Below are 14837 nucleotides of genomic sequence, written 5' to 3' on the forward strand. Positions count from 1 at the left end.
GGCAAAGAAAAAAGCCGTTAAGCTAGAGAAAAAGGCAAAGAAAGCTCATTCTTCTCTTGCAAACAAAGTTAACTCAGAAGCAGCCGAACATGCAAGCGAAGTGGCAAAAGCCCATGCAGCAGCGAACTCCGCTGTCAAAAAGGTCGCAAATGAAGTAAATCAGACAAACGTTGCGGTAACAAATGATTCAAGTGAAAGCGTGAATGTTGATGCGAATGATACAGCCGTAAACGCAGCCGAAGAAACAGATGTTGAAACATTTAAAACTGATGAAGCTGGAGTTACTGTTCAAACATCAGTGCTTCTTTCAAACGAATAATTACTTCAATCCGGAAGAGTTTCTCTTCCGGATTTTTTACTAGAACGATAGTCAGGACTTTATGCCTATTTTTATTTTTGATTAATAGTAAAAAAGTTTAATTCGGAAAAAGAAGGAATATGTTACCTTTATATTGCAACAAATAACTGAATATTATTATTATTTGGAAAGGGAGGAGTTTGTATTGGGGAAATGGAGTAAACGAATAGGTACTTCTATACTTGCTACAGGTTTGTCAATGAGTCTCTGGGCCCCTCAAGCATTTACAAAAGAAAAGGAATCCATCTCGCATTCGGGGAAAACACTTGCTTCTGCGCCGATCGATTTAAATATCATTGATCAAGACCGGCTGGCAAAAGCCTTAAAAGAACGAGGTTTAATTAAGAAGGATGCAACCGCGAAAGAAGTGAAAAAGGCTGTTCAGGCGTATATTCAAAAGAAAGGTGAAAAGGTTCCTGACAGTTCACAGATTAAGACAGTTAAAAGCTTGAAAAAAGAGGACAAGCATAAAATTAATATGGATAAAAAGACGAAAGCGTTTCTCGCTAAACAAAAAAAGGAATTAACAAAGAAACTCAATAACGGGCACGGAGTGATTCCAAAAAAAGATTCCAATAATGGATTTGTCCATGTGAACCCGGCGAAACAAAAAAAATACAATGGTTCTGTACGCAAGGATGAAGTTCTCGTTTTGTTAGTTGAGTATTCCGATTTTAAACATAACAATATTGATAAACAAGATGGTTATATGTGGGCAGATGACTTTAACCGCGAACATTATCAAAAAATGTTATTCGGCGATAATGACTTTACGCTTTATAATGGAGACAAAATTAAAACATTTAAGCAATATTATGAGGAGCAATCAGGAGGCAGCTACACGGTTGATGGCTATGTTTCCAATTGGCTGACAGTGCCCGGAAAGGCAAAGGATTATGGAGATGATTCACCGGAAGGTGGACATGATAACAAAGATCCGCTTGGTCCGAGAGACTTAGTCAAAGATAGCTTAAAAGCAGCGGTCGATGCCGGGATCAATCTGGCAAAATACGATAAGCTCGATCCATATGATATTGATGGAGATGGCAATACGAATGAACCGGATGGAATCATTGATCACTTAATGATTCTTCATGCGGGAGTTGGCCAGGAGGCTGGCGGTGGTAGATTAGGAGATGATGCGATCTGGTCACACCGCTGGGTAATCGGCAGCCAGCCATATGCCGTTCCGGGGTCTTCAACGGATGTTTCTTATTGGGGCGGAAAAGTAGCCGCATTTGATTATACGATGGAACCTGAAGACGGAGCTGTTGGTGTGTTTGCCCATGAGTACGGACATGATTTAGGGCTCCCGGATGAATATGATACGCAATATTCCGGCAACGGAGAACCGATTGAATCCTGGTCGATCATGAGTGGCGGTAGCTGGAATGGAAATATCGCCGGAACAGAGCCTACTTCTTTCTCGCCTCAAAATAAAGAGTTTTTCCAGAAAACGATTGGAGGGAATTGGGCGAACATTTCGGAAGTAGATTCATCTAAACTAAAGAAACAGGGCGTTTTTTCAGTAATTGACCAATCCGTCACCAAGTCTAACAATCCAGGAATCGTGAAAGTTAATCTACCGGACAAAGCGGTTAAAGGAATTGAACCGGCCTTCGGACAAAAATATTACTATAGCACGAAGGGCAATAATCTTGATACGACGATGATGACTCCGGAATTTGATTTAACGAATGCTAAGTCAGCTGCATTTAACTATAAAACACAATACGAGGTTGAATACGGATACGACTATCTTAAAGTCAGTGCCATCACGAATGATGGAAATGAAGTGCCGATCGATGTGATCGGTGATGAAAATACGGATAACGGAGCGGATTCAACAAAAGGGCAATGGATCGACAAAACGTATGACTTAAGCCAATTTGCAGGAAAAAAAGTGAAATTGAAATTCGAATATGTAACAGATTCTGGTTTAGCGTTAAAGGGATTTGCGATGGATAACTTATCTTTAACGGTAGATGGAAAAACCGTTTATTCTGATGATGCGGAAGGAACGCCAACATTGACGCTAAACGGAGCGATTGTTTCAGATGGCATTGAGTATAAAAAACATTACTACTATTTAGAATGGAGAAATTATGCCGGAGCAGACAAATCGTTAAATGCCTCCCGCGGTGTTAAATACAATACAGGAATGGTTGTTTGGTACGCTGACGACAGTTTTGACAACAACTGGGTAGGACTTCACCCTGGAGAAGGATTCCTCGGTGTCGTTGATTCACATCCGGAAGCGATCTGGGGTGTGAAAAACGGCAAACCGACCATTGCAAACTCAACAAGATACCAGATTTCAGATGCGGCCTTCTCTTTTGACAAATCGCCGGCGTGGTATGTGAACAGTCCTTCGCGCGGAATCTTTGATTATAAAGGGCTGAAAGGTGTAACGACATTTGACGACTCCAAATCATATATGAATGCAGACATTCCAGATGCTGGCCGCAAAATCCCTCAATACGGCTTAAAGTTCCAGGTTCTTGGTGAAGCAAAAGACAACTCAGCTGGCGCTGTATGGATTCATAAATAAATTTTTTAGAGCCTTTACTTCGGTTAAAGGCTCTATCTTTTTTATATAACCTCTTTACACTTTTTGCATACTATAGTATAGTGGAAGTACTTACCAGATTGTCCGAAGGAGGTATGTATTATGGGATACATTCAAAATCAATCACTCATTGTTAATTTCATAGCACAGCCTTCGGGGAATAAGTTCATTTAAAAGTTTACATTATTGTTTCTCCTTTGATTTATACATTCACCATGGGCTGTGCAAATGCGTCGGTTCATGGTTTTTTAGTTGGGCATTGATTGATGCCTATATCCTGTAGAACCGAAATTTTCTAATCGGTTCTTTTTATTTTTTATAAAAATCATTGGAGGAATCAATAATGAACTTACAGACAATTGGATGGACTTCATTTTTTGAAGAAGCATTTACACCGTTTCATGAAGAAGGGCTTTCAGCAGGAAGGGTAGCCCTTGAACATAAAAGGATGTACCGGGTATTTACCGAGCAAGGGGAACTTCTTGCAGAGGTCAGCGGGAAACTACGTCATCTGGCCGAGAGCCGGGAAGATTATCCGGCAGTTGGTGATTGGGTAGTCATTTCGGCAAGGCCACATGAGAAAAAAGCGACGATTCATGCGATCCTTCCTCGCCAGAGTAAATTTTCACGAAAAGTGTCGGGGCAAACGACGGAAGAACAAATTGTGGCGACTAATATCAACACTGTTTTTCTCGTCAATGCGTTAAATGCCGATTTTAACGTCCGAAGAATTGAGCGGTATTTGTTAATGGCATGGGAAAGCGGGGCAAATCCAGTCATCATATTAAGCAAGTCTGATCTTTGTGATGATGTACCGGAGAAAATTCGTGAAGTGGAATCGATAGCGTTTGGTGTTCCCATCCACGCAATTAGCGCGGAACAGGGGTTGGGGCTAGAGCAACTCGAACCATATGTTAAACCCGGGAAGACGGTAGCGTTGCTTGGCTCTTCGGGTGTCGGGAAGTCAACGTTAATTAACACACTGCTTGGTGAGCCAAGACAAGAGGTGAAGGACGTTCGTGAGGAAGATGACAAAGGCCGGCATACAACGACACATCGGGAATTAATCGTGCTTGAACAAGGCGGTCTATTGATTGATACTCCTGGAATGCGGGAGCTTCAGTTATGGGAAGCTGATGGAAGTTTCAGCCATAGCTTTTCTGATGTTGAGGAACTAATTGAAGAGTGCAGATTTAGAGATTGCACCCATAACAATGAACCCGGTTGTGCTGTTCGAAAGGCAATCGCAAGCGGCATTCTGGATGAATCCCGATATAACAGTTATGTGAAACTACAAAGAGAATTAGCGTTTCTCGCCAGAAAAGAAGATAAGAAAGCTGCGTTAGCGGAAAGATCAAAGTGGAAAAAGATTGCGGGGGACAGAACCCGTTTTCACCGGAAGTAGGGATTCTTTCCGGTACAAATAGATATTTGTAAAGCGATAACAAGAAGCAGGATCTACTGCTTCTTTTTTTCTACTATAGCGCTACCTTGTTAAAAGATAATTTTAGAAAAAGAAGTGAGTTTATATTCTACGTTATCTTTTTTTCTGATAAAATAAATTTAATATATTTTATAGGAGTGAACGATCTTGTTTGATGAAAGAATAGCTTTAAAAATAAGATTAGAACAAATGAATGATGCTGAGGAACGGCTGGCAAGGGAATTTCAAAAAGAAAGAGAAATTATTTTTAACCGATTAAGAGAGTTAGATCAAATGGAACGGTTGCAATATGGGGAAGAGTCGGAAGCGAATGAAGGTGCTAAAGAAATTTTAGCCCATCGTACGGAAAATAATAGAAATGATGAACCGGCTAGCGAGCAGGCTAAACCAGGGAAAAGAGGAAGAAGAAGAGGAAATTCGAACGATGCCGCTCTTGCTGCAGTGAAAATTTTAAAAAATTATACTTCCGCTGTTAAAAGTTCAGATTTAAGAAAAGAAATTGAAAAAGAAATAGGACACGAAATTAGTAATTTCACGTTATTTATGAATCGTGTTATTAATCTTGAGCCGAACATTCAAAAGCCGTATAGAGGCCATTATTTATTCGTTCCAAATGAAGATAAGGAAGAAGTTCAAGTTGCTGAATAATAAAGATTAAAAAGCGCCACCTAAAGGGGGCGCTTTTTAATCGATTACCTCTTTTTCCATAAGCTTTTCCTTCGCTTGAAGTGAAAATTCATAGTACTTCACCGCTTTTTCGAACTGTTTGTTTCTCCTATAAAATCTAGCGAATAATATCGCATATTCTTCCAGGTCAAGCCATTGTTGTTCACTTTGAAAATAAGCAATGCCTTCCAAAAATATCTTTTCCCGTCTGCTTTCTTCTTTTTCTAAAAATAAAGTTTCTAATAATCTTAACTTGATTTGATATTCTTGATTACTCAATTTTTGCGCAAGCATTAAACCTTTGTTTAACCAATCAATCGCTTTTATTTTTTGATTTAATTTAAAATGCTCACGCGACATTAAAAAATAAGTCTTTAAGCGGTAAAGTGGATTTCCTTTTTCAACTTTAAGCGCAAATTGTAAATAAGAAAGTGCCTTTTCGGATTCATTTTGTTCGGCATATAATAACCCAAGATTATAATATATTGAAGTTTCTAATGAGCGATCTCCGCTTAGTTTTGAAAACTCTAAGGCGTTCATATAATAAAAGTTAGCTTGATCAAGTTTTCGCACATCAGCGTAATTTAAAGCTATTAATACACTGCAGTGAGCCCGTTTTTGATAATGGCGCTCATCCGTTTCATACATTTCCAGGGCCTGTTTTGCATGAGTAAGCGATAAATTCGTTTGTCTCATTTGATAATATACAGAAGCAATCATATAGTGAAATTCAGCAATTTGAAAAGGATCGGTAATGGAATGCAGATTTTTATTCGCTTGTTTAAAATCGTTCAATGCTTCAATAAATTTATTTCTATGATAACAATAAAGCCCTTTAAAAAAGTAAAAATAAAACAATTGGTGCGAACTCATTTTTTCTTTATACGTTTCAAGTTTATGAAGAAGTGTTTTAGCTTCGAAAAACTCCTTTTTAATCAAGTAATAACGATAGTGGAACAATAAATAATAAATCGTGAGTGTTTGATTTTCTTCTATACAGTCTATCTGTTCATCAATTTGTTTTTTTAGTTGTTCCGATTGTTCAATATTATTTGCTCTTATATAATCATACCAGGAATAGATTAACCCCATTAAAGAATTGGAATTGGCGCCATCAAAATTCATAGTATCCCCCTAAAATTTTAACTTATCAAACTATGTACCTATGACAATTGTATCACATGTCAGTTTTTTGAATATTGGGGAAAATACTCCTGGGCGGGGGATATACTTAAGGATGCCATCAATTATTTTCCCTATTTTACTAATTTTAAACCTTGCTAAAAAGAATCTTAATTTTTTCTCTACATGGCGGTATACTGTTCTTATTGGTTAAGAAATGAGGGATTGCATATGATAAAAGTACTTTTCGTTTGCCTTGGAAACATTTGCCGTTCCCCAATGGCAGAAGCTATTTTTCGAAAGATTGTTCAACAAAGAGGATGGGAAGATAAAATTTTTGTTGACTCTGCGGGAACCGGGGATTGGCATATTGGAGAGCCGCCGCATAAAGGAACGAGAGAAATTTTAACGAAAAAAAATATTTCAATTGAGGGAAAAAAAGCACGCCAAATTTCACAAAGCGATTTATCGAATTTTGATTATATTATTGGGATGGATGCTGAAAATATCGGAAATTTGCGCCGGATGGCGGGGGCAAAATCTACAGGTCATATCGCAAGGCTTCTTGATTATGTACCTGAATGTTCACAGGAAGATGTACCAGATCCGTATTTTACAGGTGATTTTAATGAAGTGTATGACCTTGTTTCTGAAGGCTGCCATCATCTTTTAAACGATATTGTTGCCCGTGAAAAATTGTAAAAGGCCGCCGTTAGTTAAATAACGGAAGCCTTATCTTTTGGATTATTTTGCCGCAGTTCCACGAGTTCTCATACCACGCATGATGGCAGAAACAATAAATACGACGACAATCGCACCGATGATAGCAGGTATAATGGCAAAACCGGCAACATGTGGTCCCCAATCTCCAAGAATTAGTGTTCCTAGCCATGCACCCACGAACCCGGCGATGATATTTCCGATAATGCCTCCTGGTACATCACGGCCGATGATAGCACCTGCGATCCAGCCAATAATACCTCCGATAATTAATGACCAAAGAAATGTCATACTATTTTCCTCCTTTATTAATGTTCACATTTCAAGGGAAATCCTTGAAATCATCAAAATGCTTAGCAAATGGTAATAGTTCATTTGTTTACTGTTAACTTTCCCAAAGTGAAAAAAAATAATCCATTAATAAACGAACTAGAAAATGTTTAAGGATGTAATTAGCGGGGAAATTAACGAAAAACGCGTATTTATTCGGAGGAGATGGAATGAACGTCTTTAAAGAATTAAATTTCCTTTCACCACGTGCTTTCTTTATTGAGTTTACTCATGGCATGAAACGCGGAGATGTGACGAATTTATCGGCACAGCTTGCCTATTACTTTTTATTGTCTTTATTTCCATTTCTTATTTTTTTATTAACTCTTACCGGTTTTCTTATTACTCCTCAAGAAGCTTTTGCTTTTTTAAAGCAATTTCTTCCAGGTATTTCAATGGATCTTATTTATGAAAACATAAAAAATATTTTAGCGGAAAGAAAAGGCGGTCTGCTATCATTTGGGATTATTGCAACTATCTGGTCAACTTCAACTGGGCTTAACAGTATGATCCGTGCCATAAATAGCGCGTATGGAGTTGAAGAATGCCGCTCATTTATCACAACGAGGCTTTTAGCAATATTTTTGACATTTGGCATCATTTTAGCAATCATTATCGCCCTCGCCCTCCCGGTTTTCGGGAAAGCGATTGAACAATTTGTGTTAGGCCATTTAAATTTGAAAAACCATCTGCTGTACAATTGGAGAATTTTTCGATGGGTTATTAGCTTTGTCGTTATTTCCTTTATTTTTACAATTCTTTATTTTTTTGCTCCATGTAAAAAAGTGAAATTTACTGAAGTCTGGTACGGCGCTGTTTTTGCAACGCTTGCCTGGCAATTAGTTTCATTAGGTTTTGCTTTTTATGTAGATCATTTTGCTAATTATTCTGCCACTTATGGAAGTTTAGGTGCTGTCATTGTTTTAATGATCTGGTTTTATTTAACGGCTTTTGTGATTATTACGGGCGGTGTCATTAATGCAACCTTTCATAAATTTAAAGTGGACCGGGCTTATAAAAAAGGGCTTATTGAAATAAAAAAATAGGGAAATACTAATGTTATCCTAAGGCAAGGGGGAAAAACAATGCCACAAAAAAAGCATTCTCATAATAATAAAAACAATAAAAACGATAGTAAACATAAAACAAGCGGAAGCGCAAACAAAAAGAATAAATTTCATTGACATACGAACAAGCTGCTCATAAAAGCAGCTTGTTTTTTGTCTGTAAAAAAGGGAAAGATAAGATGAACTGTTAATGAAAGGAGAGGTGCAAAATGAAAGCAGCTGATTTATTCCTTCGTTGTTTGGAAAAACAAGGAGTGAAGTATATGTTCGGAGTTCCGGGGGAGGAAAATCTTGAACTTATGGATGCGATAAAAGATTCACCTATCCAGTTTATTGTGACAAGGCATGAGACGGGGGGTGCTTTTATCGCTGGTGTGATGGGCTATTTCACTGGTACACCTGGGGTTTGTTTAGCTACACTGGGCCCGGGGGCAACCAATATGGTAACCGGTGTTGCAACGGCTAATATGGACGGAATGCCGCTCGTCGCCATTACTGGCCAGGCTGAATTGAGCAATATGCACGAAGAGTATCACCAATATTTTGATTTAGTCGAACTTTATAAGCCAGTAACAAAATGGAGTTCATCGGTAAAAACGGCTGAAGGAATACCTGAGATTATTGGAAATGCATTTTTAAAAGCGTTAAGCGGACGAACGGGAGCGGCGCATATTGAATTGCCAAAAGACGTTGCAGCTATGCCCGTTCAAGCGGATCCACTGCCGAAAGCAATTGTTCCATCCGTAACAACGGTTGCGGATGAAGTAGGTATCCGGGAGGCGGCCAAAGCGATAGATGAGGCAAAGTGCCCGCTCGTTTTAATTGGAAAAAATGTCGTAAGGGAAGACGTTAGCACGGAAATTGCTTCATTGCTTGAAAAAATCAATGCGCCGTTTACCGAAACATTCATGGCAAAAGGGGTAATGCGGGCGGATCATCCGTTCCATTTGCAAACGACTGGAATTCCGCAAAAAGATTTTATCCATTTAGCGTTTGAACATGCGGATCTTATCATTACGATTGGCTATGATATGGTTGAATACGGTCCGAAAAAATGGAACAGCACGTTTACTCCCGTTGTGCACATTCATACAATGGAAGCCGAAAAAGATCGATATTATCCTATAAAAGCGAGCCTTTTAGGAAATATAAAATCCAATTTAGATCGTCTTGCCCAAATGGTGAAGCGAAAAGAAAAGAAAGATCCCTTCTATGACAACTTAAAAAAAAGAATCGATGAAGATGCCCGCTTGCATGTCGAAAGTGATGCGTTTCCAATGGTTCCTGAACGAATTATAGCAGATATTCGATCAGTTCTTGCCGAAGACGATATTTTACTTTCCGATGTTGGTGCCCATAAAGTTTGGATTGGAAGGCATTATAACGCATTTAAACCGAACACGTGCATCATTTCAAATGGACTTGCAACGATGGGAATTGCGCTTCCAGGTGCGATTGGGGCCAAATTGGCAAATCCGGATAGAAAAGTAGTGGCAGTTTGCGGGGATGGTTCATTCGTCATGTCTTCACCTGAAATTGAAACGGCGGTAAGGCTTAACCTGCCGATCGTCATTTTAGTCTGGCGTGATGGAAGATATGGCTTAATTGAGTGGAAGCAAATGAATGAATTTCATCGAGCTTCAAATATTGAATTTGGCGATCCGGACTTTGCAGCGCTTGCAAAAGCTTATGGTGCTACAGGGTATAAAATTTCAAAAGCTGATGAATTCAAACCGACTTTACAAAAAGCGCTTTCCCATGAAGGACCAGTCATTATTGAGTGTCCCTATGACTATAAAGAAAATTTCCGGTTAAGCGAGCGCTTGAAAAAATTACAATAACATAATTTTTTTCTACTATTTGTGGACGCTTTTCAATATGTTATAATAGCACACATTGAAAAGCGTTTTTGTTGTGCAAAAAATTTTTAAATCGGACATGCGTTTTGGAATGGGGTTTAATGAATGGGTGCAGGAAATACATCATATAATGGGAAGAAAGTTCGCTTGCAATGGAGAAACTACAGTTTTTTCGTATTTTTTATTTATTTTTCAATTTTAATTTATACGACCCTGTTTACATTCAACCATTACGTTTACGGTAAATCATTCAACCTTGTTTTATTTGATAGCATTCGGCTGATGTGGCGAAGCGGCAGCTATTGGTTGATTTTTAAAAATATAATTGGCAATATTCTTCTCTTTTTCCCATTAGGTTTTTTACTCCCTCTCATCAGTAGATGGTTTGCAAATTGGCAAGTGATGATCGTTATCGGTTTCGGTACAAGTTCTATAATTGAAATTTTGCAATATAAATATTTCGAGAGAATTTTTGATATTGATGACATTTTATTAAATGGGCTAGGGACGTTAGTTGGACTTATGTTGTTTAAAGTTTGCCGTTTTATTTATCGAGTAGTCGAGCGGAATTTATTCAAATATAAACGGAAATAAATTTATGCTTCTATTTCTTTTTTATTTTTGTTATTATAATAAAGCAATTGAAACGGAGGGTTCGAAATTCCCACCCCTCTTTAAACAAAACTAGGGAGCGTGAAAAATAATAATTGCAGATAAAGGCGGACATCTTTATTTAGAACCACCTTTTATTTTTCTTTCACTCTCTCAGGTACATTGATGTATTTGGGAGTTTTTTTATTTTTCACGTTCTTTCGAAAGGACGTGTTTCAATGAACTTTGAAATTCCGAAAAAAGTTCAACAATTAGGTCAGGACATAAGACGCAACGAATTAAAATATCACCGTAAACGGGTAGCAGTGACAAAAGAATTCACGTTTGACGCTGCCCACCATCTTCACTGTTATGAAGGAAAATGCAAAAGCCTTCACGGACATACGTATAAGCTTATTATAACAATCAGCGGCTTTGTCGATGAAAGAGGGCTTGTGATTGATTTCACCGACGTAAAGCGAATATATAAAGAGGTGATTGAGAGCAGATTGGATCATCGTTATTTAAACGAAGTATTGCCGAAAATGAACACAACAGCCGAGAATATGATTGTCTGGATGTGGGAGGAACTTGATCGAAAATTGGCTGAAGAAGGGTTGGATAAAACCGGTCTCAGGCTGGAAGAACTTGTTTTATATGAAACACCTACAAGCTATGCAACATTAAAACGGGAGTGGATGGAAGAAAATGAATCGTAACTTTACTCTCCCGGCAAAAGAAACATACATGAAATGGAGCCTTCCGATGGTTGAAATCTTTGAAACGGTCGAAGGAGAAGGGATGGCAGCCGGATTCCCTACCATATTCGTGAGGGTATTCCACTGTAATTTGCGGTGTACCTGGTGTGATACGACATACAGTTATGCCCCGGCAAAACCGGAATTTGAAGCATCAATTGAGGAAATTGTAGATCAAATCAAGCAATATAACGCGAAACGAATCTGTTTTACAGGTGGCGAACCGTTAATTCACCGGGAAAAATCGGCGGCTCTATTGCTTGCGATGGCTGATCTAGATTCGATCATCGATATCCATATTGAAACGAATGGGGCGATTGACATTAAGCCGTTTCAGAAACTCAGGTCCAATCATAAAAAGCTTTCTGAAAAAATGCGTTTTGTAATGGATTATAAATTGCCGGCATCCGGTGAAATGGAAAAAATGATCATAGGAAATTTTAAAGAATTATTGCCTCAGGATGAAATAAAGTTTGTCATCGGAAGCGATGAAGACTTCGAAATTGCAGTAAATGTTGTCCGGAATTACCATGAGTATGGCCAGGTGCTCTTTAGCCCGGTCTGGGAAACGATGCCTCCGAGAAAACTTGTGGAAAAAGTTCTGAGAGAGCCGCTTCCGGACGTGAAAGTAAGCATGCAGCTGCATAAAGTTATCTGGCATCCCGATGAGAGAGGAGTTTGACGTATGAAAAAAGCTGTCATTGTTTTAAGCGGTGGTTTAGATAGCACAACATGTATGGGAATTGCGCAGGAAGAAGGATATGATCTTTATCCGATTACGTTTCATTACGGTCAGCGCCACAACCGTGAAGTGATCCAGGCGCAGAAAATCGCACAGTATTACAATGTTAAAGATCATATAATTGTTAATATCAATTTCTTGAATCAAATTGGCGGAAGTGCCTTAACGGATGAAACGTTGGAAGTCCCCACTGAGGGAGTAAGTGACGAAATTCCAGTAACGTACGTTCCGGCAAGAAATATGATTTTTCTCGCACTTGCCAGCGCCTATGCGGAAGTCATCGGTGCGGAGGCGATTTATATTGGCGTATCGGCCGTTGACTATAGCGGCTATCCTGACTGCCGGCCAGAATTCATTCAGAGCATGAATGAAACTATTAACCTGGCGACGAAAGCAGGAACGACTGGGGAGAAGATAGCCATTAAAGCGCCGCTTATTTCTATGACAAAGAAGGAAACGATTGAAACCGGCCTTCGTTTAAATGTCCCGTACGAGCTGACGACGTCATGCTATAACGGAGAGGAAGAAGCGTGCGGCAAATGTGACAGCTGCCTGCTCAGATTGAAAGGGTTTCAAGAGGCGGGCGCCAAAGATCCAATTGCTTATAAAAAATAATAGTAAAAGGCTGCAATTCTGCAGCCTTTTACTATTGAAAGGTAAGAAAGCGGGTAATGGTGAGCGTGCGCCCAGCCCCTCGAGTCGCTTACGCTTTTCTTATTATTTCGTTTCTTTTCCAAGTACGCGGTTGACGCGTTTCGTGAGCATTTTCATCCCTTCTCCGCCAGCCTGGAAGTGACGGAGCATACCGTCTTTATCAAATACATAATAGGCAGGCACATATTCGTTTTGAAAAGCGTCAACAATGTTGTGTTCATTATCAACGGCAATCGGCTGGGTGATGCCATGTTCTTTCGCAACTTCAACGACCTGGTCGATATCAAGATCTTTTTCCGAACGAGGCATATGAATGGCAACCACATTTAATTCATCTTTATAATCATCTCGGAAAGCATTGATGTTTGGCATTGCTTCTTTACATAAACCGCAGCTGACGGACCAAAAATGAATGAGAGTCGGCTTTTCTCCAATTAAATCGCTTTTCGTTACCTCTCCATTTAACCATTTTGTTGCTCCATTTAATTCAGGCATTTGATCGCGCAATTTCACAACTATCTCTCCTTTTTATCTGAAAAGTTATTTATAATTATTATTAACTAAAGTCTATTCTAATTATAGGAAAGCAATAGGAAAAAGTCAATGGACATGCTTAGCTTAATCAATAAGAGCTTATTTTATCACTCGACTGCCTGATACAAACGTTTTTGCCGAAATGAGATCATGGCGACAAAAAGAAGGAAAAGAATGGCGCCGATAATATGGAAAAAGCTAATGCTTTTAAAAAACTGGATAAATAAGCCGCCGATAAAAGGACCACCCAGGCTTCCGATGCTGAAAAATATGCCGCACATTAAATTTCCGGTCGGCAATAAAGATTTTGGCATTAAATCTGCCATATAGCTGATCCCGAGTGAAAACGTAGAACCGACAAGCATTCCGGAGGCAAAAAGGCAAATGGTCAACCCGGTTTGCGAATGTTCTAAAAAGCTTGCGATGGTAAAGGTTACAAAGCCAAGAAAAAGGATAGAAGACAGAATCGTACGCCTGCCCAATTTATCACTAAGTATGCCAAGTGGGAGCTGAAAGATAATGCCTCCAATTGAAAAGGCGGTGAGCAGGATTGAAATCTGCCCGACGTCAAACCCTATTCTTAGCCCATAAACAGGAAAGTTCCCATTTAAAGACGACTCTAAAAATCCGTAGCCTAATGGTGGCAAAAAAGCGACCCAACTATATTTCCATGCGTTTGAAAAACGCTTTATCGTCTCCTTTAAGGAATGGACGGCAACCTCTTGCTCGGGATAATCGTTTTTCAATGTGAATAATAACAGCCATCCTAAAAAACAGAGTACGGAGGATAAAATAAAAGGAAGCGATTCGTTAATCTTGACAAGTGGTGTCAACAGTGGCCCTGTCGCGAAACCGATCCCAAAAAACAATCCATATAGCGAAAGATTCCGACCTCTTTTGTTTTCAGGTGAAAATGACGTAATCCATGTTTGGGTGCTAAAATGAAGGGCATGATCGCCTATGCCGATCAAAAGGCGCAAGACAAACCAGAATAAAAATGATTTCCAAAATGGAAAAAGAGCAAGAGCTAAAAAAACAAGGAATCCTCCAGCTATAATGACAGGCTTATACCCATATTTCCTTAATGGCTGTTCCATAAATGGGGAAATCAGCAGGATGCCGACGTACAGTCCAGTTGCATTTAAACCATTCAAAGACGAAGAGATGCCGCTTTTTTCAAAAATTACGGCAATAAGCGGAAGAAGCATTCCTTGTGAAAAACCGGAAATTGCCACAATACTAATTAAAATCCAAAACCGAAAATATTCTTTTTTAACGGAAGGTTGATGTTGTAATTGAGAATTGATCATTTTTTTCTCCTCAGGCGAAAGATATCTACTAACCAGTTTATCGGTGACATTTATGACTTACAAGATTTTAGAATGGATAAATTTTTTCACAGTGAAAAAAATAGGAATATGAA

General features: G+C 39.0%; 15 protein-coding genes. 11 read left to right on the forward strand and 4 right to left on the reverse strand.

All coding sequences use genetic code 11. The features are described 5' to 3' along the window. From H538_RS24645 to H538_RS24650, 4 genes are all read left to right on the forward strand, one after another. On the forward strand, nt 1-319 hold a 319-nt coding region (locus H538_RS24645), incomplete at its 5' end, for a hypothetical protein (RefSeq protein WP_035351753.1). Nucleotides 320-557: 238 nt separating this feature from the next. Next, entirely contained in the window at nt 558-2909 is a 2352-nt protein-coding gene (locus H538_RS0120085; protein ID WP_081412747.1) for an immune inhibitor A domain-containing protein, read from the forward strand. A gap of 361 nt (nt 2910-3270) precedes the next feature. Next, nucleotides 3271-4332: a ribosome small subunit-dependent GTPase A gene (gene rsgA, locus H538_RS0120090; RefSeq protein ID WP_026679090.1), complete on the forward strand. Its 1062-nt coding sequence runs from the start codon at nt 3271-3273 to the stop codon at nt 4330-4332. A gap of 186 nt (nt 4333-4518) precedes the next feature. Continuing rightward, entirely contained in the window at nt 4519-5019 is a 501-nt protein-coding gene (locus H538_RS24650; protein WP_051291593.1) for a Rok-like winged helix domain-containing protein, read from the forward strand. Nucleotides 5020-5055: 36 nt separating this feature from the next. Here H538_RS24650 and H538_RS0120100 read toward each other — a convergent pair whose 3' ends face one another. Beyond that, nucleotides 5056-6162 carry a response regulator aspartate phosphatase gene (locus H538_RS0120100; protein ID WP_026679091.1) on the reverse strand — a complete coding sequence of 369 codons (1107 nt, stop codon included), beginning with the start codon at nt 6160-6162 and terminating at the stop codon, nt 5056-5058. Between the two features lie 228 nt (nt 6163-6390). On the opposite strand from H538_RS0120100, the gene H538_RS0120105 reads away from it, so the two are divergent. Continuing rightward, nucleotides 6391-6861 carry a low molecular weight protein-tyrosine-phosphatase gene (locus H538_RS0120105; protein ID WP_026679092.1) on the forward strand — a complete coding sequence of 157 codons (471 nt, stop codon included), beginning with the start codon at nt 6391-6393 and terminating at the stop codon, nt 6859-6861. A 42-nt stretch (nt 6862-6903) separates the two neighbouring features. Here the strand turns inward: H538_RS0120105 and H538_RS0120110 are convergent, their stop codons facing one another. After that, entirely contained in the window at nt 6904-7170 is a 267-nt protein-coding gene (locus H538_RS0120110) for a GlsB/YeaQ/YmgE family stress response membrane protein (protein ID WP_026679093.1), read from the reverse strand. Between the two features lie 209 nt (nt 7171-7379). Here H538_RS0120110 and H538_RS0120115 point away from each other — a divergent pair, with 209 nt between their 5' ends. From H538_RS0120115 to queC, 6 genes are all read left to right on the forward strand, one after another. Further along, a complete protein-coding gene (locus H538_RS0120115; protein ID WP_026679094.1) occupies nt 7380-8255 on the forward strand; it encodes a YihY/virulence factor BrkB family protein in 876 nt (291 codons plus the stop codon). A gap of 230 nt (nt 8256-8485) precedes the next feature. After that, on the forward strand, nt 8486-10117 hold the full coding sequence (locus H538_RS0120125; RefSeq protein WP_026679095.1) for an acetolactate synthase large subunit: 1632 nt from the start codon (nt 8486-8488) through the stop codon (nt 10115-10117). Nucleotides 10118-10240: 123 nt separating this feature from the next. Next, entirely contained in the window at nt 10241-10729 is a 489-nt protein-coding gene (locus H538_RS24655; RefSeq protein WP_081412740.1) for a VanZ family protein, read from the forward strand. Nucleotides 10730-10965: 236 nt separating this feature from the next. After that, on the forward strand, nt 10966-11445 hold the full coding sequence (gene queD, locus H538_RS0120135) for a 6-carboxytetrahydropterin synthase QueD (protein WP_026679096.1): 480 nt from the start codon (nt 10966-10968) through the stop codon (nt 11443-11445). After that, nucleotides 11435-12166, forward strand: coding sequence for a 7-carboxy-7-deazaguanine synthase QueE (locus H538_RS0120140; protein WP_026679097.1), 732 nt, complete (start codon nt 11435-11437; stop codon nt 12164-12166). Before queD ends, H538_RS0120140 begins: the two co-directional genes overlap by 11 nt. 3 nt (nt 12167-12169) lie before the next feature. Then, entirely contained in the window at nt 12170-12841 is a 672-nt protein-coding gene (gene queC / locus H538_RS0120145; protein WP_026679098.1) for a 7-cyano-7-deazaguanine synthase QueC, read from the forward strand. Between the two features lie 102 nt (nt 12842-12943). On the opposite strand, the gene H538_RS0120150 is transcribed toward queC, so the two are convergent. Both H538_RS0120150 and H538_RS0120155 read right to left on the reverse strand, forming a co-directional pair. Further along, complete coding sequence (locus H538_RS0120150; protein WP_026679099.1) at nt 12944-13393, reverse strand: TlpA disulfide reductase family protein; 450 nt, start codon at nt 13391-13393, stop codon at nt 12944-12946. A 128-nt stretch (nt 13394-13521) separates the two neighbouring features. Then, a complete protein-coding gene (locus H538_RS0120155) occupies nt 13522-14724 on the reverse strand; it encodes an MFS transporter (protein ID WP_035351768.1) in 1203 nt (400 codons plus the stop codon). Nucleotides 14725-14837 lie beyond the last annotated feature (113 nt).

It is taken from the genome of Fictibacillus gelatini DSM 15865 (genome assembly GCF_000430745.1).
GTDB classification, from domain to species: Bacteria; Bacillota; Bacilli; order Bacillales; family Fictibacillaceae; genus Fictibacillus_A; species Fictibacillus_A gelatini.